The organism is Microbacterium sp. MYb64, assembly GCF_002979495.1.
Lineage (GTDB): Bacteria > Actinomycetota > Actinomycetes > Actinomycetales > Microbacteriaceae > Microbacterium > Microbacterium azadirachtae_A.
The window spans coordinates 176,638-200,239 of sequence record NZ_PCOW01000002.1; the positions used below are offsets into that span (position 1 = coordinate 176,638).

General features: G+C 70.2%; 20 protein-coding genes. 16 read left to right on the plus strand and 4 right to left on the minus strand.

Features of this window, described 5'->3' with window-relative positions; genetic code table 11:
- The first annotated feature begins 128 nt into the window (after positions 1–128).
- The 4 genes from CQ044_RS02980 to CQ044_RS02995 all read left to right on the plus strand — a co-directional run bounded on the left by CQ044_RS02980 (position 129) and on the right by CQ044_RS02995 (position 5,144).
- Positions 129–563, plus strand: coding sequence for a hypothetical protein (locus CQ044_RS02980; protein WP_105686990.1), 435 nt, complete (start codon positions 129–131; stop codon positions 561–563).
- Positions 560–1,537, plus strand: a complete 978-nt coding sequence (locus CQ044_RS02985; protein ID WP_105686733.1) for a bifunctional riboflavin kinase/FAD synthetase — start codon at positions 560–562, stop codon at positions 1,535–1,537. Before CQ044_RS02980 ends, CQ044_RS02985 begins: the two co-directional genes overlap by 4 nt.
- Before the next feature lie 213 nt (positions 1,538–1,750).
- Complete coding sequence (locus CQ044_RS02990) at positions 1,751–3,895, plus strand: DEAD/DEAH box helicase (RefSeq protein WP_045273833.1); 2,145 nt, start codon at positions 1,751–1,753, stop codon at positions 3,893–3,895.
- A 220-nt stretch (positions 3,896–4,115) separates the two neighbouring features.
- Complete coding sequence (locus CQ044_RS02995; protein ID WP_105686734.1) at positions 4,116–5,144, plus strand: 6-phosphofructokinase; 1,029 nt, start codon at positions 4,116–4,118, stop codon at positions 5,142–5,144.
- Positions 5,145–5,253: 109 nt separating this feature from the next.
- Here the strand turns inward: CQ044_RS02995 and CQ044_RS03000 are convergent, their stop codons facing one another.
- A complete protein-coding gene (locus CQ044_RS03000) occupies positions 5,254–7,386 on the minus strand; it encodes a S9 family peptidase (RefSeq protein ID WP_105686736.1) in 2,133 nt (710 codons plus the stop codon).
- Positions 7,387–7,554: 168 nt separating this feature from the next.
- On the opposite strand from CQ044_RS03000, the gene CQ044_RS03005 reads away from it, so the two are divergent.
- The 9 genes from CQ044_RS03005 (at position 7,555) to CQ044_RS03045 (ending at position 17,902) form a co-directional block, all read left to right on the plus strand.
- Positions 7,555–8,793 carry an inorganic phosphate transporter gene (locus tag CQ044_RS03005; RefSeq protein WP_105686737.1) on the plus strand — a complete coding sequence of 413 codons (1,239 nt, stop codon included), beginning with the start codon at positions 7,555–7,557 and terminating at the stop codon, positions 8,791–8,793.
- On the plus strand, positions 8,790–9,122 hold the full coding sequence (locus CQ044_RS03010) for a peptidase (RefSeq protein WP_105686738.1): 333 nt from the start codon (positions 8,790–8,792) through the stop codon (positions 9,120–9,122). Before CQ044_RS03005 ends, CQ044_RS03010 begins: the two co-directional genes overlap by 4 nt.
- Positions 9,123–9,197: 75 nt before the next feature.
- Complete coding sequence (locus CQ044_RS03015; RefSeq protein WP_105686739.1) at positions 9,198–10,100, plus strand: metallophosphoesterase; 903 nt, start codon at positions 9,198–9,200, stop codon at positions 10,098–10,100.
- Positions 10,101–10,164: 64 nt separating this feature from the next.
- Positions 10,165–11,625, plus strand: a complete 1,461-nt coding sequence (locus tag CQ044_RS03020; RefSeq protein WP_105686740.1) for an aspartate ammonia-lyase — start codon at positions 10,165–10,167, stop codon at positions 11,623–11,625.
- A gap of 159 nt (positions 11,626–11,784) precedes the next feature.
- On the plus strand, positions 11,785–13,053 hold the full coding sequence (locus tag CQ044_RS03025) for an extracellular solute-binding protein (RefSeq protein WP_105686741.1): 1,269 nt from the start codon (positions 11,785–11,787) through the stop codon (positions 13,051–13,053).
- A 1-nt stretch (position 13,054) separates the two neighbouring features.
- Positions 13,055–14,014 (plus strand): carbohydrate ABC transporter permease, encoded by a 960-nt coding sequence (locus tag CQ044_RS03030; protein ID WP_105686743.1) that lies wholly within the window; start codon positions 13,055–13,057, stop codon positions 14,012–14,014.
- 4 nt (positions 14,015–14,018) lie between these two features.
- Entirely contained in the window at positions 14,019–14,882 is an 864-nt protein-coding gene (locus CQ044_RS03035; RefSeq protein WP_045273823.1) for a carbohydrate ABC transporter permease, read from the plus strand.
- A 26-nt stretch (positions 14,883–14,908) separates the two neighbouring features.
- On the plus strand, positions 14,909–16,762 hold the full coding sequence (locus tag CQ044_RS03040) for a glycoside hydrolase family 3 protein (RefSeq protein ID WP_105686744.1): 1,854 nt from the start codon (positions 14,909–14,911) through the stop codon (positions 16,760–16,762).
- Positions 16,763–16,786: 24 nt separating this feature from the next.
- Positions 16,787–17,902, plus strand: coding sequence for a LacI family DNA-binding transcriptional regulator (locus CQ044_RS03045; RefSeq protein ID WP_105686746.1), 1,116 nt, complete (start codon positions 16,787–16,789; stop codon positions 17,900–17,902).
- Between the two features lie 32 nt (positions 17,903–17,934).
- On the opposite strand, the gene CQ044_RS03050 is transcribed toward CQ044_RS03045, so the two are convergent.
- A complete protein-coding gene (locus tag CQ044_RS03050; protein ID WP_105686747.1) occupies positions 17,935–18,804 on the minus strand; it encodes a fumarylacetoacetate hydrolase family protein in 870 nt (289 codons plus the stop codon).
- A gap of 60 nt (positions 18,805–18,864) precedes the next feature.
- Between CQ044_RS03050 and CQ044_RS03055 the strand changes: the two genes are divergently transcribed.
- The 3 genes from CQ044_RS03055 (at position 18,865) to CQ044_RS03065 (ending at position 21,672) form a co-directional block, all read left to right on the plus strand.
- Positions 18,865–20,331, plus strand: coding sequence for a PrsW family intramembrane metalloprotease (locus tag CQ044_RS03055; RefSeq protein ID WP_105686748.1), 1,467 nt, complete (start codon positions 18,865–18,867; stop codon positions 20,329–20,331).
- Positions 20,332–20,589: 258 nt separating this feature from the next.
- Positions 20,590–20,958, plus strand: a complete 369-nt coding sequence (locus tag CQ044_RS03060) for an FKBP-type peptidyl-prolyl cis-trans isomerase (RefSeq protein WP_045273819.1) — start codon at positions 20,590–20,592, stop codon at positions 20,956–20,958.
- A 165-nt stretch (positions 20,959–21,123) separates the two neighbouring features.
- On the plus strand, positions 21,124–21,672 hold the full coding sequence (locus tag CQ044_RS03065) for a YceI family protein (protein WP_045273818.1): 549 nt from the start codon (positions 21,124–21,126) through the stop codon (positions 21,670–21,672).
- 70 nt (positions 21,673–21,742) lie between these two features.
- Here CQ044_RS03065 and CQ044_RS03070 read toward each other — a convergent pair whose 3' ends face one another.
- Both CQ044_RS03070 and CQ044_RS03075 read right to left on the minus strand, forming a co-directional pair.
- Positions 21,743–22,636, minus strand: a complete 894-nt coding sequence (locus tag CQ044_RS03070) for a DNA-3-methyladenine glycosylase (protein ID WP_105686750.1) — start codon at positions 22,634–22,636, stop codon at positions 21,743–21,745.
- A 70-nt stretch (positions 22,637–22,706) separates the two neighbouring features.
- Positions 22,707–23,576, minus strand: coding sequence for a sigma-70 family RNA polymerase sigma factor (locus CQ044_RS03075; RefSeq protein WP_105686751.1), 870 nt, complete (start codon positions 23,574–23,576; stop codon positions 22,707–22,709).
- Positions 23,577–23,602 lie beyond the last annotated feature (26 nt).

The following is a 23,602-nucleotide window of genomic DNA, read 5'->3' on the forward strand; positions in this document are numbered from 1 at the left end:
GCGCGCGAGGACCACAGGTCCTCGCGTTCCGTAGAATGGAGTCCGCCATGAGCACCGCGCGACCCTCGACCCCGTCCGACTCCGCCCCCCAGCCGGAGGGCTCCTCCGTCGCACCGCCCCGACCCCGCATGCGGGGCGTGGGCCGTGTGCTCGTGATCGTCTACGCGGTCATGGCGCTGGGCGCGACGGGCAGGTCCTTCGTGCAGATCGCGCGGGCCTTCGACGAGGCGCCGCTCGCGTACTCCCTGTCCGCGGCCTCCGCGGTCGTCTACATCGTCGCGACGCTCGCGCTGATCGGATCCGGGCGCCCCGGCTGGTATCGCGTCGCGTGGGTCGCCATCGTGTTCGAGATGGTCGGCGTCCTGGTCGTCGGCACCCTGAGCCTGACCCACCCCGCGCTCTTCCAGCATCAGACCGTGTGGTCGCAGTACGGCCTCGGCTACGTGCTGATCCCGCTGTTCCTTCCGATGGTCGGACTGTGGTGGCTCGTCACGCACCGCCCGGCCCGCACGGCGCCCGCGGTCATGGACGGCCCCGCCTCGTCGAACGGATCCGCCGCATGATCATGTTCCGCGACCCCTCCGAGATCCCCGCGGACTTCGGACGCACGGTCGCCGCGATCGGCAAGTTCGACGGCGTGCACTCCGGACATCGCGCGGTGTTCCGCCGCGCTCAGCAGGATGCGGCGCGGATCGGTGCGAAGACCGTGGCGGTGACCTTCGACCGCAACCCGCTGAGCGTGCTGCGCCCCGATCGGTGCCCGGACGATCTCGTGTCGGTTGAGCGCAAGATCGAACTGCTCTCCGCGTGCGGGCTGGACGCCGTCCTCGTGCTGACCTTCGATGAGCAGCTGGCCTCGCGCACGGCGGAGGATTTCGCGCAGGCGATCCTCGTCGACGCGCTGCACGTCGCGACGGTCCTCGTCGGACGCGACTTCCGCTTCGGCAGCGGCGGCAAGGGAACGCCGGCGCTGCTGGCAGAGCTGGGCGCGCGGAGCGACTTCACCGTCGACGTGATCGAGGACGTCTTCCTGGAGGGCACCGATCGGCGGGTCTCCTCGTCCTGGGTGCGCGAGCTGCTCGCGGCGGGCGATGTGGCACTCGCAGGCGCCGTGCTGGGGCGCCCCGTCTCGGTGCGCGGAGAGGTCGTGCACGGCCTCAAGCGCGGGCGCGAACTCGGCTTCCCGACTGCCAATCTCCCTGCCCTGCTCGACGAGATGGTGCCGGCGGACGGCGTCTACGCGGGCCGGCTGGTGGATCACACGACAGGGCTCGCGCATCCGGCCGCGATCTCCGTCGGGACCAACCCGACCTTCGACGACGTGCTGCAGCGCCAGGTCGAGGCCCACGCGATCGACAGCCCTGGACTGGACCTCTACGGGCACGATGCGACGGTCGAGTTCACCCACCGGCTGCGCGGCATGACGGCCTTCGAGAGCATGGATGCACTCGTCGCGGGCATCGCCTCCGATGTCGCTCAGGCGCGGATCCTGCTGGGCCTGTCGGAGCCGGATCCGGCCAACTCGCCCGCCGAGTGAGCGCATCGGTCCTCGTGTGGCGTAAACTGAGCACGAACCCGTTGTGATCGACGTGCGCGATGCACGCCTGCGGGGTTCTCGTCCGCTCGGTCTGCGATGCCTCTCGGCAGCCGCCCGTCCGCGGACACGCATCGTCGGGACGGAGCTTCGTCCGGACGGTCATTTCGGACAGTCGCCGTCCTCTCGGAGACGGCATCCACGCTCAGGAGGAGCATGCCGACCACGGCGACCGCCACCCGGCGGAAGAAGACGTCCCGTCGAGACGAGGACGCGCCGCTGATCCCGATCCTCGCGCGCAAGGTGCGCGAGATCGAGGCCAAGGCCCAGCACGGAAAACTCGGCCCGACCAATCGCGTCAAGTTCCAGGTGATCGCGTTCCTGGTGCGCGAGGAGCGCGCCAGGGCCAAGGGCGACGCCGAGCTCGGCGACGCCGCGCGGGCCGAGCAGCTCAAGCGACTGGACGGCGTGGCGACGATCCTCGCGAAGACGGCCGCGCGCGACACCTCGCTGATCCAGCTGCTCGAGGCGGACCAGGCCACGAGTCCCGTCGCGAAGCGGATGCGCCGTGACTGGCTGCTGGAGTCCGGCGCGGAACTCGCTCCAGAGGAGCTCGTCATCGCCGACGTCATCCGCGTGCAGCAGGCGCCGGTGGTGCCCGCAGCGCTCGCGGAGCGCCAGGTCACGCCGCCCTCGGTGGAGTCGCGGATGCTGGCGAATCCCTTCCTCGCCCCGGATCTCACGCCCCGGGCGGCGGTCACGCCGCGGCGCCGGCTGGACGGCTGGGAACTGATGGGACCGCTGTACAAGGCGTTCGAGTCGGGTGCCGGCGGCACCGCGGCCTCGATGGAGCTGCCGCCGCTGCCCGAGTACGACCACCTCTCGCCCAAGGGCCTCGAGGTCATGGTGCACCAGTCGCGCTTCCTCGAGTCGGTCAGAGCCGGGCATCGCTCGTTCCTGCTCGCCGACGAGCCCGGCCTCGGCAAGACCGCGCAGTCGGTGCTCGCCGCGTCGATCGCCCACGCGTACCCGCTGCTCGTGGTCGTTCCCAACGTCGTGAAGATGAACTGGGCGCGCGAGGTGGAGCGGTGGACCCCGCAGCGCCGTGCCGCGGTGATCCAAGGCGACGGTCAGGACGTCGACGCGTTCGCCGACGTGTTCATCGTCAACTACGAGATCCTCGACAGGCACCTGTCCTGGCTCGGTGAGATCGGCCTGCGCGGCATGGTCGTCGACGAGGCCCACTTCATCAAGAACCTCTCGTCGCAGCGCTCGCAGAACGTGCTCGCACTGGCGTCGCGGATCAGGGAGCAGGCGGCGGGCTCGAACCCGCTGCTCATGGCGCTCACCGGAACCCCGCTGATCAACGACGTCGAGGACTTCGACGCGATCTGGCGCTTCCTCGGCTGGACCAACGGCGAGCGGCCCTCCGCGGAGCTCGCGGACAGACTCGACGCGATCGGCCTCACGCCCGCGGACAAGGCGTTCTACGGCGAGGCCAGGGACGCGGTCATCTCGATGGGCATCGTGCGCCGCAAGAAGAAGGACGTGGCCGCGGACCTGCCGGACAAGCTCATCGCGGATCTGCCGGTGCAGCTCGACGACGAGTTCGGTCGCGGGATCCGGCAGGCCGAGGCCGAGCTGGGCGCGCGGATGGCGGCGAAGTACCGTCGGATCATCGAGGCGCGCGGAGACCGGGGCCTGGCCCACGGCGAGATCGACGAGGACATCGTCCGGCTCGTCGCGCACAGCGAACTCGAGGAGTCGAAGGCGGCGGGCACCGGGGGAGACAACGTCTTCACCATGGTGCGCAAGATCGGTCAGGCCAAGGCGCAGCTCGCCGCGGACTATGCCGCGCAGCTGCAGCGCTCGGTCGGCAAGGTGGTGTTCTTCGCCAAGCACGTCGACGTGATGGATCAGGCCGAGGCGCACTTCGCCGCGGCAGGGATCCGTTCCGTGTCGCTCCGCGGCGACCAGACCGCGATCGCACGGCAGCAGGCGGTCGACGCCTTCAACGGCGACCCCGAGGTCGGGATCGCCGTGTGCTCGCTCACCGCGGCCGGCGTCGGCGTCAACCTGCAGACGGCATCGAACGTGGTGCTCGCCGAGCTCAGCTGGACCGCGGCGGAGCAGACGCAGGCGATCGACCGCGTGCACCGCATCGGTCAGGACGAGCCGGTCACGGCATGGCGGATCATCGCCGCGCACACGCTCGACACGAAGATCGCCGAACTCATCGACCAGAAGCAGGGTCTTGCGGCGCGGGCACTCGACGGCGAGGCCGTGGAAGAGGGCGCGAGCGAGCCGGTGCAGCTGGCGGCGCTCATGCACCTGCTGCGCGTGGCGCTCGGCGGCGACTGACCACATCCCGTCATCTGCTCGTCAAGAACGGCGCTTCTTCTCCTGCTTTCGGGGGCCGAGGCGCCGTTCTTCGTCAAGAAGGCGAGAACTCCGTGAGGAGACGTGTAAGAACTCCGCTTTTCGGCGTCGCGGAATGGCGCGCGGGAGTCGATCGGCACTAGGGTCGAACGAGGCAACGGTGCCGCGCTTCCATCCCCCTTCCCCTTCCCGAGGACGACCCATGAAGATCGGCATCCTGACCAGCGGTGGCGACTGCCCCGGCCTGAACGCGGTCATCCGCGGCATCGTGCTCAAGGGCACCACCACGTACGAGCTCGAGTTCGTCGGCATCCGCGACGGCTGGCGCGGGGTCGTCGACGGCGACTTCTTCCCGCTCACCCGGCACGAGGTGAAGGGCCTGAGCAAGGTCGGCGGCACGATCCTCGGAACGAGCCGCACCAACCCGTACGAGGGATCCAGGGGAGGCGCGGAGAACGTCGCGAAGACCCTCGCCAAGCACGGGATCGACGGCATCGTTGCGATCGGCGGCGAGGGGACCCTGGCGGCGGCGGACCGCCTCTCGAACGACGGCATCCCGGTGCTGGGCGTGCCGAAGACCATCGACAACGACCTGCGGGCGACCGACTACTCGTTCGGCTTCGACACTGCGGTGAACATCGCGACCGACGCCATGGACCGGCTGCGCACCACCGGCGACTCGCACCAGCGCTGCATGATCGCCGAGGTCATGGGCCGCCACGTCGGCTGGATCGCCCTGCACGCGGGCATGGCCGCGGGCGCGCACGTGATCTGCATCCCCGAAGTGCCGATGTCGATCGAGGAGATCTGCGACCTCGTCACCCGCGCGAGCGACCGCGGTCGTGCGCCGCTGGTCGTGGTCTCGGAGGGCTTCAAGCTCAAGGGCATGGATCAGGCCTTCAGCGACAAGGGCCTCGACGCGTTCAACCGTCCGCGCCTCGGCGGCATCAGCGAGATCCTCGCGCCGGAGATCGAGAAGCGCACCGGCATCGAGACGCGTTCCACGGTGCTCGGTCACATCCAGCGCGGCGGTTCGCCCTCCGCGTTCGACCGCGTGCTCGCGACCCGCCTCGGCCTGCACGCCGCCGACGCCCTCGTGGACGGCTCCTGGGGCCAGATGGTGGCGCTGCGCGGCACCGACATCGTGCGCGTCCCGTTCGCCGAGGCGCTCGGCGAGCTGAACACCGTTCCGCTGCAGCGCTACGAGGAGGCCGCCGCCCTGTTCGGGTGAGGAGCAGGTCGACTCGACAGGACGAACGCAACTCTGCAGGACAGGATCCCGGATCCTGTCCTGCAGAGTTGCATACGTCCTAGAAAGGCTCGGCCTTGGAAAGGCAGGGTCAGACCGCGGCGACGCCCAGGCGGTCCAGGATCCAGGCCAGCTCGAAGGCGCGCTCGCGCCAGGAGTTGTACCGGCCGCTCACACCGCCGTGGCCGGCCACCATCTCGCACTTGAGCAGGACGTCGTCCGCGCCGGCGTCGCGCAGGCGGGACACCCACTTCGCCGGCTCCACGTACAGCACACGCGTGTCGTTGAGCGAGGTGACGGCGAGGATCGACGGGTAGGCGACGCCGTCGCGCACGTTCTCGTACGGCGTGTACGACTTCATGTAGGCGTACACCTCGGCATCGTGCAGCGGGTCGCCCCACTCGTCCCACTCGATCACGGTGAGCGGGAGGGACGGATCCAGGATCGTCGTCAGCGCGTCCACGAAGGGGACGGAGGCGAGGATGCCGCGGAACAGCTCGGGGGCGAGGTTCGCGACGGCGCCCATCAGCAGACCGCCCGCGCTGCCGCCCTCCGCGACCATCCGGTCCGGGCTGGTGATGCCGGCGTCCACCAGGTGGCGCGCGCACGCGACGAAGTCGGTGAACGAGTTCGCCTTCTGCCCGAGCTTGCCGTCCTCGTACCACTGCCGGCCCATCTCGCCGCCGCCGCGCACGTGCGCGACCGCGAAGACCACGCCGCGGTCCAGCGCCGACAGGCGCATGACCGAGAAGCCGGGGTCGATCGAGTGCTCGTAGGATCCGTAGCCGTACAGGTGCACGGCACGGGGCTCGGCTCCGGGCTCGCCGAACGAGCGCTTCCACACCAGGGAGACGGGGATGCGGGCGCCGTCCGGGGCGACAGCCCAGTCGCGGCGCTGCCCGTAGTCGGCCGGGTCGTAGCCGCCGAGCACCGGCTGGCGCTTGCGCAGGTGCAGCGTGCGGGTCGCGAGTTCCAGATCGTAGACCGTCGAGGGCGTCACGAACGAGCCGTAGCCCAGACGCAGGAACGGTGCGGACCACTCGGGGTTGCCGCCGAAGCCCGCCGAGTACAGCGGTTCGTCGAAGCCGAGCTCATCCAGAGCCCCCGTGGCCGGATCCATCAGCGCGATGCGCTCCAGGCCCTCGAACCGGTACGCGACGACCGTGGTGTCGCGGAACGCGTCCACGTCCAGCAGGCGGCGTCCTGGCGTGTGCGGAAGGACCACGCGGCGCTCGCCCTGGGGGTCGGATGCGGAGACCGCGACGAGCTCGAAGTCCAGCGCTTCGTCGTTGTGCAGGATGAGCAGCTCGTCCCGGCCGTCGACCACGGCGTGCTCGACGGAGTACTCGACGCCTTCGCGCCGCGGCCAGACCACGCGCGGGGGCGCGGTGAGGTCGTCGAGGTCGACGAGGTGCTCCTCGCTCGTGATGCTGGATCCGACGCCGATCACGAGATAGCGGCGGCTGCGGGTGATCCCCGCGCCGAGCCAGAACCGCTCGTCCGGCTCGTGGAAGAGCTGCACGTCGTCGGAGACCGGCGTGCCGATCCGGTGCAGCCACAGCGTGTCAGGGCGCCAGGAGTCGTCGACGGTCGTGTAGATCACGGCGGCGCCGTCCGGCGTGAAGAACGCGCCGGACGTGCCGGGGATCTCGTCGGGCAGCGTCTCGCCTGTCAGCAGATCGCGGACGTGCACGGTGTACCGCTCGTCGCCCTCGAAGTCGGTCGACCAGAGCAGTCGGGTGGCGTCGTCCGAGACGTCGAACGCGCCCATCGCGAAGAACTCGTGCCCCTCGGCCTCGACATTGCCGTCGAGCAGGATCTGCTCACCGGGAACGGGGATCGCGGCGTCCAGGACGGGCGGCGTCCAGTCGTCGGCGGAGGAGACCGCCGCGCGGCACTGCAGGCCGTACTGGCTGCCCTCGACCGTGCGGCCGTAGTACCACCAGTCTCCTCGGCGGGTGGGCACGGACAGATCCGACTCCTGCACGCGTCCCTTGATCTCCTGGAACAGGGTCTCGCGGAGCGGCTCGAGGTGCGCGAGACGCGCATCCGTGTAGGCGTTCTCGGCCTCGAGGTGCGCGATCACCTCGGGATCCTCCTTCACGCGCAGCCAGTCGTACGGGTCGTCGAACACGTCGCCGTGGTGGGTGCGGATCAGCGAGCGGCGCGCCGCGCGCGGGGGAACGGGGGAGGGGACAGGAGCGGTCTCGGAGACGGAGGTCACGCATCAACGCTAGTCGAGGCCGCGAGGGCGAAGGCGGGACTCGACGGCGGGGGCGTCGAGTTGACCGTCCTGGGCCGGGGTGGGAGGATGCAACCGGCCCGTTAACGGATGCTGAATCCCCGGTGAACTCTTCGTTCGTCACTTCCCTCCACTTCACGAAAGCGAACGGTGGAAACCGCAGCCCTCATCGTCGTGCTGGTGATCCTGCTGGCACTCTTCTTCGACTTCACCAACGGGTTCCATGACACGGCGAACGCCATGGCGACCCCGATCGCGACCGGCGCGCTCAAACCGCGGACCGCGGTCATGCTCGCCGCAGGACTGAACCTCGTCGGGGCGTTCCTCTCCACCGAGGTCGCCGCGACGGTCTCCGGCGGCATCATCCAGGAGGATTCGAGCACGGCGCACCTCATGCCGTCGCTCATCTTCGCCGGCCTCATCGGTGCGATCACCTGGAACATGCTGACCTGGTTGCTCGGACTGCCGTCCAGTTCCTCGCATGCCCTGTTCGGCGGGCTCATCGGCGCCACGCTGGTCGGCGTCGGACTCAGCGGCATCAACTTCGGCGTCGTGCTGTCCAAGGTCGTGCTCCCGGCGCTCATCGCGCCCCTCACGGCCGGGCTGATCGCCTTCCTCGCCACCAAACTCGCGTATCTGACCACACGGCGCTACGACGGCAAGCCGGACGGCAGAAGCGGCTTCCGCTGGGGACAGATCTTCACGTCGTCACTCGTCGCTCTCGCGCACGGTACGAACGACGCGCAGAAGACCATGGGCGTGATCACGCTGGCACTGATCTCGGTCGGCTGGCAGGCGCAGGGCGACCACCAGCCGCACATCTACGTGATCGTCGCGTGCGCGTTCACGATCGCGCTGGGCACCTACCTGGGCGGCTGGCGCATCATCCGCACGCTCGGCAAGGGCCTCACCGATGTCAAGCCCGCACAGGGCTTCGCCGCGGAGACCTCCACCGCGGCGACCATCCTCGCCTCCAGCGCGCTCGGCTTCGCGCTGTCCACCACGCAGGTCGCCTCCGGTTCCGTGATCGGATCCGGACTCGGCCGGCGCGGCTCGGCCGTGCGCTGGCGCACGGCCGGCCGCATCGCGATCGGCTGGGTGCTCACGCTTCCCGCGGCCGGGCTCGTCGGGGCGGTCGCGGCGTTCATCGTGGTCGTCGGCGGCGGCTGGGGTGTGCTGATCGACGCGATCCTCGCGCTCGCCGTGATCATCGCCCTGTTCCTGCGCTCTCGGCGCAACGCCGTCACGGCGAACAACGCGTTCAGCGAGGTCGCCGACTCCGGCCTCGCCATCGAGGTGCCGGAGGAGCCGCCGCTCACCCCGCGGCAGGCCAGGGCGCAGCGCGCCCGCGAACGCGCGAAGGCCAAGGAGAAGGGGGCGGGACGATGACCGTCGTCATCCACTGGGAGGCGTTCTTCCAGGTGCTCGGCGCCGCACTCGTCGGCACCCTCGTCGTCGTGGGCTTCTACGCTCTCGGCCTGCGGCTGCTCGTGCGCGCGGGCAGGGTTCCGGTGGTCACGCCCGCCGAGTTCACCGACGCGATCACCGTGATCAGCGAGAAGGAGGCCAAGCGCGCAGCGAAGGCCGCCGCGAAGGCCGCCCGTAAGAGCCCGCTCACCGACGGACAGAAGGCGCTCGCCCAGATCGCGGCCTACGCGTGCTTCGCCGTCTGCGCGGCGGCGGTGCTCGGCGGCATCCTGCTCATCGTCGTGAAGTAGTCGTCGAGCAGCCGGTAGGGCGGTCCGAGAGTCGCCGCCCCGGAACGCCGTCGTCTCGGCGCTAGCCTGAGGACCATGACTGCGCAGTTCGGCCGCTACGCCCCGCCCACGCACACCCTGGTGCACGTGAGCGACCCGCACCTCCTCGCCGGGGGAGCAGCCCTCGGCGGACACTTCGACGTGGACAGCACCCTGGCGCGCACGCTCGCCGCGATCGAGAGCGCGACCGACCGGCCGGACGCGATCGTCGTCACGGGAGACCTCGCCGACCTCGGTGAACCCGATGCATACCGTCGGCTGCGGTCGATGGTGGAGCCGGTGTCGGAGCGCCTCGGCGCTCCCGTGATCTGGGTCGCCGGCAACCACGACGAGCGCCCGGCCATGCGCGAGCACCTGCTCGACGTCCCGCCCGCCGAGGATCCGATCACGGGCGTCTGGGATCTGAACGGCTTGCGCGTGATCGCGCTGGACTCCACGGTCCCCGGCTGGCACCACGGCGACATCGACGCCGAGCAGCGCGCCTGGCTAACTGAGCAGCTGCGCACGCCCGCCCCGCACGGCACGCTGCTCGCCATGCACCACCCGCCGGTGCCGAGTCACATCCCGTTCTTCGACATCCTCGAACTGCGCCACCAGGACGAACTCGCCGAGGTGCTGCGAGGTTCCGACGTCCGCGGGATCCTCGCGGGCCACCTGCACTACTCGCTGCACGCCACGTTCGCCGGCGCCCCGGTGAGCGTCGCGAGCGCCACCTGCTACACGATGGACGTCGCGAGCCCCGCGGATCGGGTCAACGGCATGGACGCCGCGCAGTCGTTCCAGCTCGTGCACGTGCGCCCGGAGACCATCACGCACACCGTGGTCCCCGTGGTCGAGGCGACACCGGTCGACACGTTCAGTCCGGAATGGGTCGAGCGGATGGCCCGGCTCACGCCAGAGCAGCGGCTGGAGGCGTTCTCGCGCAAGCCGGGCCGGTGATCGCGGACGGGTAGGATGGACGCATCCCCCTTCCCTGTTCGCCATCACCCACGAGGATGTGTCCATGGCCGCCGTTGCGCCTGCCACCCGTACCGAAACCGACTCCCTGGGAAGCAAGGAGATCCCTGCTGACGCGTATTGGGGGATCCATACGCTCCGCGCCGCAGAGAACTTCCCGATCACGAAGCGCCCGATCTCCGTTTACCCGGAGCTGATCGAGGCGCTCGCGATGGTCAAGCAGGCCAGCGCGCGTGCGAACAAGGAGATCGGCGCGCTCGACGCCGAGAAGGCCGACCTCATCGACGCTGCCTCGCAGAAGGTCATCAACGGCGAGTTCCACGACCAGTTCATCGTCGGCGTCATCCAGGGCGGGGCCGGCACCTCGACCAACATGAACGCGAACGAGGTCATCACCAACATCGCGCTCGAGCTGGCCGGCCGCGAGAAGGGCGACTACGCCTTCCTCTCGCCGATCGACCACACCAACCGCAGCCAGTCCACGAACGACGTCTACCCGACGGCGATCAAGATCGGCCTGTCGCTCAACCTGCGCTCGCTGCTGGATGAGCTCGACCTGCTGCGCGTGTCGTTCCTCAACAAGGCGCGCGAGTTCCACGACGTGCTCAAGGTCGGCCGCACCCAGCTGCAGGACGCGGTGCCGATGACCCTCGGCCAGGAGTTCCACGGCTTCGCCTCGACGCTCGGCTACGACCACACGCGCCTCACCGAGAACGCCTGGCTCATGTACGAGATCAACATGGGCGCGACCGCGATCGGCACGGGCATCACGACGCACCCGGCCTACGCCCCGTCCGTGCTGAAGCACCTGCGCGAGATCTCGGGCCTGGACCTCGCGACCGCGAGCGACCTCGTCGAGGCCACCAGCGACACCGGATCCTTCATGTCGTTCTCCTCGTCGCTCAAGCGCAACGCGATGAAGCTCTCCAAGATCTGCAACGACCTGCGTCTGCTCTCCTCGGGCCCGCAGGCCGGTCTCGGCGAGATCAACCTGCCCGCGATGCAGGCCGGTTCCAGCATCATGCCCGGCAAGGTCAACCCGGTGATCCCCGAGGTCGTGAACCAGGTGGCGTTCGCCGTCGCCGGATCCGACATGACGGTGACGATGGCCGCCGAGGCCGGTCAGCTGCAGCTGAACGCCTTCGAGCCCGTGATCGCGCACTCGATCTTCCAGTCGATCACCTGGATGCGCCAGGCGATGTGGACCCTGCGCGTGAACTGCGTGGACGGCATCACCGCGAACCGCGACCGCCTGGGCGCGATGGTCGGATCCTCGGTCGGCGTCATCACGGCGCTCACCCCGTTCATCGGCTACGCCGCCTCGGCCGCGCTCGCCAAGACCGCGCTGCTGACCAACCGCAACGTCGCCGACCTCGTGGTCGAGGCGGGGCTGATGTCGCGCGAGGAGGTCGCCAAGCAGCTGTCGCCCGCGCGCCTGTCGGGCCTCGAGACGATCACCGCGGCGATCCCCGTGATCCCGTCGAAGGACGTCGACGCCGGCGCCTGATCGCCCGCACGTACAACGGCCCGTCGCTCTCCGGAGCGGCGGGCCGTTCGCCGTCTCCGGAGCGGGTCTTGCGGCGAGACGATCTATGCGCTTAGATCGACGAAGAGCAAGAATCTATGCGCTTAGATCCTGGCAACAGGACGCTTCAAGGAGGAAGACGTGAAAAGCAGGACAGCTCTGGCCGGCATCGCCGCTCTCGCCGCGATCGGCCTCGCACTCACCGGGTGCGGTCGGGCGGACGGGGGATCCTCGGCGCCCGCGGCATCCGCGGTGCAGCTCGATGACGCACCGGCCACCGGAACGATCACGATGTGGGCGATGGGGGCCGAGGGAGAGGCCCTGCCGGACTTCGTCAAGGCCTTCGAGAAGGCGAACCCCGGGGTCACCGTCAAGGTCACCGCGATCCCGTGGGACGCCGCGCACAACAAGATCCAGACCGCGATCGCCGGCGGCAACACCCCGGACATCGCGATGATGGGCACCACCTGGATGGCGGACTTCGGCGATGCCTTCGGAAGCGTGCCCTCGGGGATCGACACCTCGGGCTTCTTCGACGGGGCTGTCAGCTCGACCAAGGTGGGCGACCGCGCCGCCGGGATCCCCTGGTACGTCGACACCCGGGTGCTCTACTACCGCACCGACATCGCCGCCAAGGCCGGATGGACCGCGGCGCCGAAGTCCTGGGACGAGCTGCAGCAGATGGCTGCGGACATGCAGTCCAAGGGCGGCGCGAAGTGGGGCATCCGCATGCCCGCGGGGAACGACTCGTTCCAGGGAGCGCTCTGGATGCCGTGGTCCGCCGGCGCCGAGGTCTCCGCCGGTAAGAAGTGGACGCTCGACACCCCCGAGATGACCAAGGGCATCGAGTACTACAAGAGCTTCTTCGACAAGAAGCTCTCCGATCCGAACGTCGACACCTCGCCGGGCGCGGTCGAATCCGAGTTCGTCGCCGGCACCACGCCGATGGTCGTGGAGGGGCCGTTCCTGCGCGGGCAGCTGGCATCGGTCGGCGGCGCCGACTTCGCGAGCAAGTACGCGACCGCGGTGCTGCCGGCGGACAAGGGCTCGGTCTCGTTCAGCGGTGGCGCGAACCTCGTCGTCTTCAACGGCAGCAAGAACGCCGCCTCGGCGTGGAAGCTCGCCCGCTGGCTCTCCCAGCCCGAGGTCCAGGCCGAGTTCTACACCGCGACGGGCGATCTGCCCGCGGCCAAGGCGGCCTGGGATGAGAAGGCCGTCTCCGCGGACGCGAGCCTCACGACCTTCGGCACCCAGCTGGAGACGGCGAAGGCCCCGCCCGTCTCGACCTCCTGGGTGCAGGTGGCCGCGAAGGGGGACCAGGCGCTCGAGTCGATCCGTCGAGGCGGAACCTCGGTCGCGGACGCCCTGAAGACCCTGCAGTCCGACGCCGACACGATCGGGTTGAAGTGAGATGACGGCCACTCTCCTGCCCGCCACCGGAACCCGCACGGGCTCCGGTGGCGGGGGCGACCGGCGCGGCGCCGGCACGTTCGCCGCCGCCCGTCGCCGGCGCGCGCTCATCGCGTGGGGGTTCGCCCTGCCGTTCGTGCTCGTGTTCGCGGTGTTCATGGTCGTGCCGATCGTGGGCTCGTTCGCGATGTCGTTCACCGACTTCACCGCGCGCGACATCGTCTCTCCGTTCGCCGTCGACGCGGTCGGTCTTCAGCAGTACGTCACGCTCTTCGGTGATCCCCGGTTCCTCACCTCGCTCGGCGTCACGGGCGTCTTCGTCGTGGTCGGGATCCCCGTGACGATGGTCGTCGCACTGGCGCTCGCCCTCGCGCTGAACAGCGGCAAGGGGCGGCTGGTGTCGTTCTTCCGGGTCGGGTTCTATGCGCCCGTGGTCACGAGCATCGTCGCCGTCGCCGTGGTCTGGCGCTACATCCTGCAGCCGGACGGCCTGCTCAACACCGCACTCGCGTTGTTCGGCATCCATGGGCCCAACTGGCTGAACGATCCCGCCTTCGCGCTGCCTTCGCTGATCCTGATGGCGGTGTGGCGCAACGTCGGAACTCTCATGGTGATCTTCCTCGCGGGCCTGCAGGCGGTGCCGGAGGACGTCACGGAGGCGGCGATCATGGACGGCGCCTCGCCGTGGCGGCGGCTCGTCTCCGTCACGCTGCCGCTGCTGCGGCCCACACTGCTGCTCGGCGCCGTGCTCATCTCGGTCGGCTATCTGCAGTTCTTCGAGGAGGCGTTCGTGATGACCAAGGGCGGGCCGCTCGATTCGACCCTGTCGGTCGCCTACTACACGTACCAGCAGTTCGGCTTCGGCGAGTACGGGCTCGCGTCCGCGGCCAGCTACGTGCTGTTCCTCGTGATCGCCCTCGTGAGCCTGCTGCAGTTCCGGCTGCTGCGATCGAAGGACTGACGCCATGACTCTCACACGGACAGCACCTCCGGTGCGCAGATCCCGTCCTCGACGGCTCAGCGGGAGGGCGGTCTCCTATGCCGTCCTCACGATCGGCCTCGTGGTCTGGCTGGTCCCCTTCATCTGGATGGTCCTCGGATCCGTCAAGACGCAGGGCGAGATCCTGCGTCGCCCGCCGACCTGGTGGCCGGAGGCCCCGACCGCGGCGAACTATGCGCAGTGGTTCGGCCCGCTCGATTTCTGGCACTTCTTCGGCAACAGCCTGATCGTGGCGCTCGTCACCGTGCTCGGCAACCTCGTGTTCTGCTCGATGGTCGGCTACGCGCTCGCCAAGATGGAGTTCCCGGGCAAGCGGGTGCTCTTCGGCGCGGTCATGATCACGCTCATGGTTCCCGGCGTGGTGACCTTCGTGCCCCTGTTCGTGATGGTCTCCAAGCTCGGGCTGGTGAACACCTATCCGGCCCTGATCCTCCCGTTCGTGACGGCGCCTCTCGGCGTGTTCCTCATGCGCCAGTTCATGACGGGCATCCCGGATGCGCTGCTCGAGGCCGCCCGCCTGGACGGTGCAGGGGAGTGGCGGATCTTCCGCGGTGTCGTGATGCCGCTGTGCGGACCGCCCCTGGCGACGCTCGGGATCCTCACCTTCCTCGGGTCCTGGAACAACTTCCTGTGGCCGCTCGTCTCGGCCCAGACGGAGGACATGTACACGCTGCCGGTCGCGCTGTCGCTGTACTCCACGGGGCAGAACGCGACCGACTACGGGCTGCTGCTCGCGGGATCCGTGCTCGTGATCGCTCCGATCCTGCTGCTGTTCGTGTTCCTGCAGCGCTGGTTCATCCGGGGCGTCGCGACCACAGGCCTGAAATGACCGCATCGACCAGGAGGAACCCACGTATGAGAGCCGAAGACCGGACGACGGAGGAGGGCCTGCCCTTCCGCGACCTCAACGGCAACGGAGTCATGGATCCGTACGAGGATCCACGGCTCGGCACGGAGGAGCGCGTCGACGACCTGCTCTCCCGCCTGTCGATCGAGGAGAAGGCGGGCCTGCTGTTCCACACGGTCATCGAAATCGGCGAGGGGGGAGAGCTGCGCGAGGAGCCCGGTGCCATCTCGAAGTCTCCGACCTCGCAGGTCGTCCGGGAGAAGCACCTCACGCACTTCAACGTGCACGGGATGAGGACCGCACGGGAGGGCGCCCGCTGGAACAACCGGCTCCAGGAGCTCGCGGCCGGCACACCCCACGGGATCCCGGTCACGATCAGCACGGATCCGCGTCATGCGTTCGTGGAGAACTCGGGCGTCGCCTTCGCGGCAGGCCCGTTCTCGCAGTGGCCGGAGCCGCTGGGGCTCGCCGCCCTCGATGACGTCGAACAGGTGCGGCGGTTCGCCCGGATCGCGGGGCGCGAGTACCGGGCGGTCGGCATCCGGATGGCGCTTCACCCCCAGGTGGATCTGCCGACCGAGGCGCGCTGGGGGCGTCAGGCGCAGACGCTCGGCTACGACGCCGACCGGGTGACGGCGATGACGGGTGCGTATCTCGAGGGATTCCAGGGCGCGGAGCTGGGCCCCGAGAGCGTCGCGTGCATCACCAAGCACTTCCCGGGCGGAGGGCCGCAGTTGGACGGCGAAGACGCGCACTTCCCGTACGGTCGCGAGCAGGTCTATCCGGGCGGGCGTTTCGAGGAGCACCTGCGGCCGTTCGTCGAGGCGATCCGCCGAGACACCGCGGGGATCATGCCGTACTACGGGATGCCGGTGGGACTGGTGCGTCACGGGGAGCCGATCGAGGAGGTCGGGTTCAGCTACAGCCGGCAGATCGTCACAGAGCTGCTGCGGGAGGAGCTGGGCTATGACGGGGTCGTGCTCAGCGACTGGGAGCTGATCAACGACAACCACGTCGGGGATCAGGTGCTGCCGGCGCGGGCCTGGGGTGTGGAGGACCTGACGCCGCGGGAGCGGATGCTGCGGCTGCTCGATGCGGGCGTCGACCAGTTCGGCGGGGAGGAATGCGTCGAGCTGCTCCTCGAGCTCGTCGCGGAGGGGGCGGTCGCCGAGGAGCGGATCGACCGCTCGGCGCGGCGGATCCTGCGGGTGAAGTTCCGTCTGGGGCTCTTCGACGATCCCTATGTGGACGAGGACGAGGCCGAGCGGATCGTCGGAGCCGCGGAGTTCCGCGCCGAGGGGGAACGCGCTCAGGCCGCCTCGGTCACCGTGCTGCAGAACCGCGACCGCACGCTGCCGCTGTTCCAGGGGGCGCGTCCGAAGGTCTACGCCGAGGGCGTCGCGGCGGAGGCGCTCGCCGCCTACGCCGACCCCGTGGCCGCGCCCGAGGACGCCGATGTCGCGCTCGTGCGGATCGGGGCCCCCTTCGAGCCGAGGGACGACCTGTTCCTCGAGGCGTGGTTCCACCAGGGGTCGCTCGACTTCCCGCCGGGACTCGTCGCGCGGCTGCGCCGGATCGCCGCGCACTGCCCGCTCGTGATCGTCGTGAACCTCGATCGCCCTGCCATCCTCACGCCCTTCGTCCCGTTCGCGGCCGCGATCGCGGTGGAGTTCGGCAGCTCCGATGCTGCAGTGCTCGCGGCGCTCTCCGGACGTACTCCGCCGCGCGGGGTGCTCCCCGTCGACATCCCGCGCTCGATGGATGCCGTGCGGGCGGCTTTCGCGGACGTGCCGGACGGAACCGAGGATCCGGTGTTCCGCCGCGGCGCAGGGCTGACGATCGACCGACCCCGCGCTCAGTAGAATCGCTCCGAAAGCGAGGTGCTCATGGCGTCGAGCCGACCCACCGTCTACGACGTGGCGCAGCGCGCCGGCGTGTCGATCGCCACGGTCTCCTTCGCGTTCCGCCGGCCGGAGCGCGTGCGCGAGGACACCCGCCGCGTCGTGCTCGAAGCGGCGCGGGAGATCGGCTACGTGCCGAGCGGATCCGCCCGCAGTCTCGCGCGCGGACGCACCGGCGTGCTCGGCCTGCACCTCTTCGACATGCTGCTCGACGAGGAGCCGGAGGCGTCGCCGTCGGCCCGCGGGGGAGCCCGGATCGACCTGGACGAGCTCGACCTGGACGTCGAGCCCGTGAGCTGGGATGCCGCGGCGGATGAGCGCGAGAGCGATCCGAGGACGTTCCCGCTCTACGTCGACGAGGTCCAGCGCGGCTTCGTGCTGGAATGCAAACGCAACGGCACGGCGGTTCTGCTCAGCAGCGGCGGCGTGGGCGTGTCCGACCTCGCCGACACGGCGGGAAGGGTCGACGGCCTCGCGATCCTGCCCGGCCGTTCCACGACCGCGGCGATCGAGGCCGTGGCCGCACGCGTCCCGGTCGTCCAGCTGAGCAAGCGTGCGGGCATCGGGCATCGGGTCACGGTGGACAACGCCGGGGGCATGCGGATGATCGTGCGGCACCTGCACGAGGCGCACGGCACCCGGTCGTTCGGCTGGGTGGGCGCGATCGGGGAGGACGACCTCGACGAGCGGCGCGAGGGGTTCCTCTCCGCCGTCGCAGAGATCCCCGGCGCGCACGGAGAGGCCCTCGACGACACCGATCTGGAGCGGACGCCCGCCTATCCCGTGCTGCGCGAGCGCGCCGCGGCGGGCGCCCTGCCCGATGCGCTCGTGTGCGGCAGCGATCAGACGGCGCTGCGGGTGATGGACGTCCTCCGCGGCGAGGGGGTGCGCGTCCCCGAGGACGTCCTGGTGACCGGCTTCGACGGCATCCTGGCGGGCCGGATGTCCACGCCGACCCTCACCACGGTGCGCCAGCCGATGGAGCTGATGGGGCGCATCGCCGCCCACCTGCTGCTGACCGATCCCGGCGACGGGAGCGAGCCGGCGCGCACCGTGCGACTGGCGACGGATCTCCGCGTCGGGGGCAGCTGCGGCTGCTGAGGAGCCGTCGACGCCCCGCGCGGGGCGGATCGTCAGTCCAGGATCCGGCAGTGCGTCGTGAGCTCGCCGATCCCGTCGATGCCGACCGTCACGGTGGAGCGGTCGCGCAGGAAGATCTGCGGATCCCGGGAGTAGCCGGCGCCGCCGGGGCTGCCGGTGGAGATCAGCGTCCCCGGGCGCAGCGTGAGGGAGCGCGAGAGGTGCGAGATGAGGGCCGACACCGGCCGCACCATCTGTCCGGTGGAGGCGTCCTGCACCATGTGGCCGTCGACGACGGTCCAGATGTGCAGGTCCTGCGGATCCGCGATCTCGTCTGCAGTCACGACCACGGGGCCGGTGGGGGAGAAGCCGTCGAACGATTTGCAGCGCGACCACTGCGCCTCGGCGAACTGGATGTCCCGGGCGGTGATGTCGTTGACCACGGTGTAGCCCCAGACGTGGCCGAGGGCGTCCTCGGCGGACACGTCCTTCGCGGCGGCGCCGATCACGACGCCGAGCTCGGCCTCGTAGTCCACCGACTCGGACAGCGCACGCGGCCACGTCGTGGTCTGCTCGTGCCCGGCGAGGGAGTTCGGCCACAGCGTGAAGACCGTGGGTGCGGTGTCGGTCTTCAGCCCGAGCTCGGTCGAGTGCGCCGCGTAGTTCAGGCCCACCGCGAGCACGACGGGAGGGGCGAGCACCGCGGCGCTGTACGCGAAGCCGTCGAGCGCGTGCACGGGGGCCTCGCCGCGGGCGTGCGCCTCGCGGACGGCGTCGAGAAGGACGTCGCCGCCTTCGATGAGCTGCTGGAGGGTGGCAGGGGCCGGATCCACGAGATCTGCGACGAGCGTCGCGCCGGAGCCGTCGATGACGGCGAGCGCGGGAATGTCGGATTCGGGACGGCGCAGATGAGCGAACCGCATGCCCTCCACGCTACCGGGCGCGCCCGCTGCCCCGGCGCGGAGAGCCTCTAGGCTTTGGGCATGACCTTTGGAGGACACGGCGATCCCGCCGAGCAGCGCCCGGCCTCGCGCCCGTCGCCCCCCGCGCCGTCGCCGTATCAGCCGCCCGCGGCCGGGCAGCCTCAGGCGTCGGCGGACCAGGGGCCGTCCGCGCCTTATCAGCCGCAGCCGTCGCCCCCCGCGCCGGCGGCCCAGCCTCCCTACACGCAGCCCGCATACGCGCAGCCGCAGTACGCACAGCCTCAGTACCTGCAGCAGCCGCAGTACGTCCAGCCGCAGAGCTACCCGCAGACCGCCTCGACGCCGATCGCGCCGGTGTACGGCTCGGTGCTGGCGCAGCGCCCCGAGCATCACGGCGCCGTCGCCTACGACGCCTACACCCCGCCCGCTCCCGTTCAGGCGGTGCCGGCGCTGCCCGTCCCCTCCGCGAAGGGGCGGCACGCCTCGGTGTGGGCGTTCGGTGCGCTCGGATTCGTCCTCCTCGGCCTCATCGCCTACTTCGTGTGGGCGCTCGGGCCCGCAGCCTCCATGATCGGCATGGTGCTCGCGCTGGTGCCCCTGACGATCGTCTTCTTCGGCGTCTTCTTCATCGACCGCTGGGAGCCGGAGCCGAAGTCGCTGGTGGCTTTCGCGATCGCGTGGGGCGCGATCGCCTCGGTGGGGCTCGCGCTCGTCGTCGACCTCCTACTGACGCTGCTGCTCGGGCAGCGCAACGACGATCTGACCGCCGTGCTCCAGGCGCCGCTGGTCGAGGAGACGGCGAAGGGCCTCGGCGTCTTCCTGATCTTCCTCATGGCGCGCCGCAGCTTCGACGGCCCGATCGACGGCGTCGTCTACGGCGCGCTGGTGGGCGCCGGCTTCGCCTTCACCGAGAACATCCAGTACTTCGCGGTCAGCCTCATCGAGGGCGGGGCGCCTGACCTGACCGTCACGTTCGTGCTGCGCGGGCTCATGTCGCCGTTCGCCCACGCGATGTTCACCTCCGTGACCGGATTCGCGATCGGGCTGGCCGCGCGTCGCGGCGCCTCGGCCGCCCGCGCACTGGGCTTCGGCGCCGTGGGGCTCCTCGGCGCCATGGCACTGCACGCGCTGTGGAACGGATCCTCGATGATCGGCAACTTCTTCGTGCTGTACATCGTGCTGCAGGTGCCGCTGTTCGTCGGCTTCATCGTGGTGATCATCCTGCTGCGCAAGGAGGAGTCCCGGCTCACCTATGCCCGGCTCAGCGACTACGCCACCGCGGGCTGGTTCACGCCGCAGGAGGTGTCGATGCTCGCGACTCCCGCGGGCCGCCGCGTCGGCCTGCGGTGGGCGTCGGGGCTGCGCGGCGACCGGCGTCCGATCATGCGGCGGTTCATCAAGGACGCGACCACGCTCGCATCCGTGCGCCAGCGCATCATCACCGGACGGGATCCGCTGGCGACCCAGGACGAGCAGGTCCTGCTGCAGCGCACGCACGCGGCGCGCGACGCGCTGCTGTCGGTCTGAGGCGGGAAGGTTTCGACTCGCTCCGTTTCGCGGCCGTGACCTCCCCACAGCAAGACTCAGCGCCCGGTGCTGCGGCGATGCCTGCAAGTCCTCCGGGCGCTGAGTTGATCTGAAAACAGGTTGCACCCGCGGCGCGGGGATGTCAAGGTTCGGCGGGCCGCGTCCCCGTCTCCTCGTCGGAACGCGCCGGGGCGCTGTTCGCCATCGGCGCAGTGTCCCGCGTTGACCGGGCCGGACAGTGTCGGGTTGGATGGAGGCATGACTGAGCGCACCAAGCCCGAGTTCGACGCCCCCACCGGACCCGCCCCCACGGAGCTCGTGATCCGCGACATCATCGAAGGAACCGGTGACGAGGCGAAGCCCGGCGACACCGTCACCGTGCACTACGCCGGTGTCGAGCACGACTCCGGCGAGGAGTTCGACTCCTCCTGGGGCCGCGGAGAGACCATCCAGTTCCCGCTGCGCGGCCTGATCCAGGGCTGGCAGGAGGGCATCCCCGGCATGAAGGTCGGCGGACGCCGCGAGCTGGTCATCCCGCCGCACCTCGCCTACGGACCCGCCGGATCCGGTCACTTCCTCGGAGGCAAGACCCTCATCTTCATCATCGACCTCGTCGCCGTCGGCTGACGATCGCGCACGACGAAGGCCCCGTCCTCGGACGGGGCCTTCGTCGTGCCGGCGGGGGTTCTCGAAAAAAGTTCGGCGAATCGGGAATGCATTCACCTGAATGTAAGTTGGACCCTGATGTCGCCGCAGCAGCAGCGACCGCAGACCTTCCGATGAGGAGCACCCATGAGCATCGACATCCCCGGCTACCGCAGCGGCACCTGGACCCTGGACCCCGCCCACAGCGAGGTCACCTTCAGCGTCCGCCACATGATGATCTCGAAGGTGCGCGGCACCTTCGGCGTCAAGAGCGCGACCCTGGTCGCCCCGGAGAACCCGCTCGAGGCGCGCGTCGAGGCGAGCGTCGACGTCACGTCCCTCGACACCGGCGACGCCGGTCGCAACGGCCACCTGATGTCTGCCGACTTCTTCGACGTCGAGAAGTACCCGACCATGGACTTCGCCTCGACCGGCGCCCGCGTCGAAGGCGGCGACCTCTTCGTCGACGGCGACCTCACGATCCACGGCGTCACCAAGCCGGTCACGTTCGAGCTGGACTTCGGCGGCTTCGGCTCCGACCCCTACGGCAACTACAAGGCCGGTGCCTCCGCGAAGGCCGTCATCAACCGCGAGGACTTCGGCCTCACCTGGAACGCCGCGCTGGAGACCGGTGGCGTGCTCGTCGGCAAGGACGTCACGATCACGCTCGACCTGCAGGGCGCCCTGCAGGCGTAATCGGAGCATCGTCCGAGAGGGCGGGTGTCGCGCACAGCGACCCCCGCCCTCTCGTCGTCTCGCGCGGGTCTCAGGCCGCCGGCTGATCGAGGAGCCGGGATCCGATCGCTCGCAACGACACGGCGGCCCAGGTGCGGAACGGGCGCCACGCCTCGGCGATCCGCTCCAGCTCGGCATCGTCGGGGGCGTGATCGAGGTCGTACAGGGCCTGCACGGCGGCGCGAGTGTGATCCTCCTGCGTCGACAGCACATCGGTGAGCCCGCAGGCCCTGATGACGATGAGCGCGCTGTAGAACGGACCGATGCCGGGGAGACGCTGCACGTCGAGCATCGCCTCCGCAGGCGTCATGCCGGCGAGCCGCCGCACGTCGAGCTGCCCGTCCAGTGCCGCGCGTGCGATCGCGTGCAGCCGCGGGATCCGGTCCGCGGGCAGCCCGGGGAACTCCTCGAGTGCGAGCAACTGCTCGGGCAGCGGCAGGGCGGGTTCTGGTCGTCCGGCGAGCGTGAACACCCTGCCGTGCTGTTCGGACAGACGCCGGCGCAGGGCGATGCCCTGCCTCCGCGCGCGACGGGCTGACAGCACGGCCCACACCGCCGCTTCGTACGGGCTGTAGAAGTTCGACGGGCGGAAGCCCGGCGCCGCCGCGTGCACGCGGGCGAGCACGGGATCCGCGGCGCAGACGGACGCCCAGGCGTCGCCGTCGTGGTCGGACGAGACGACGCGGGCCGCCTGCCGGGCGATCGCGTCGAGATCCCCTTCTCCGTGCACGGTCAGGGCGAGCGCGCCGTCGTGCTGGCGCACCTCGACGCCGACCTGGGAATCGAGCGCATCGGTGCAGAACGCCAGCCGCATGACGCCGTCGAAGGCGGACTCGTCGCGATGGCCGAATCCCATGAGGGCGACCTCGCGGAGGTCGTAGGCCCCGGCGAGGGGCAGCGTGGTGGTGCGGGTGGTGGCGCTCATGCCGTCAGTCTGCGCCAGGGCACCGACATTCTCTCGGGCGTCGGGCGTCTCATTGCCGCTGCCGCCGGCGTCACCGCGGCAGCGACAGCGCGGCGATCGCGGCAGGACCGGCGAACGCGTCGATGGCCGCGATCCGCTCGCCGTCGACGTCGAACGCCATGACCGAGACGGCGCGCGTTCCGACCAGGACGACGACGCCGGGGAGGCCGTCCACGAGCACGGGCCGGAGCACCGCGTCGGGGATGGCGAACATGAGCGCCCGGCCCGCGACCGCGCCGCCGCCGCGTACGAGCGCCGTCGCCGAAAGCCCCTGCTCGATCCGCAGTTCGACCTCGGGGGAGAGGAGCGACACGAGCCGGTCGAAGTCGCCTGCGCGGGCCGCCGCGAAGAACGCATCCACGATCGGACGCCGGTCGCGGGCGGCCCTGGTGGCGGCGACATCCCCCGAACGCACTCTTCGGCGCGCGCGGCTGGCCAACTGCCGCACCGCATCGGGGGAGCGTTCGAGCAGGTCTGCGATCTGCTCGAAAGGCACGTCGAACGAGTCGTGCAGCACGAATGCCACGCGCTCGGCGGGGGAGAGGCGCTCGTGCACCAGGGTCAGTGCGGCGCCGACGGCCTCGGCCTGCTGCGCCGCCTCCAGGGGATCCGGCGCCCGCACATCCGCCTCGATGACCGGCCCCGTGCCGTCGTCGTCGAGCGGGATCTCTCCCCGTGAGGCGCGCGAGCGCAGCACGTTGAGGCAGGCGCGGGAGGCGATCGTGGTCAGCCAGCCGCCGAAGTTCTGCACGTCGTCGGCTCCGGCCGCAGAGGCCCGCAGCCATACGTCCTGCACGACGTCGTCGGCCTCGGCGGTGGACCCGAGCATGCGCTGCGCGAGCCGGCGCAGCCGCGGTCGCTGCTCCTCGAAGCGGTCGGCGAGAGATTCCTGATCCGTCATGTCACATCTCCTCCGGCCCGCGTGTC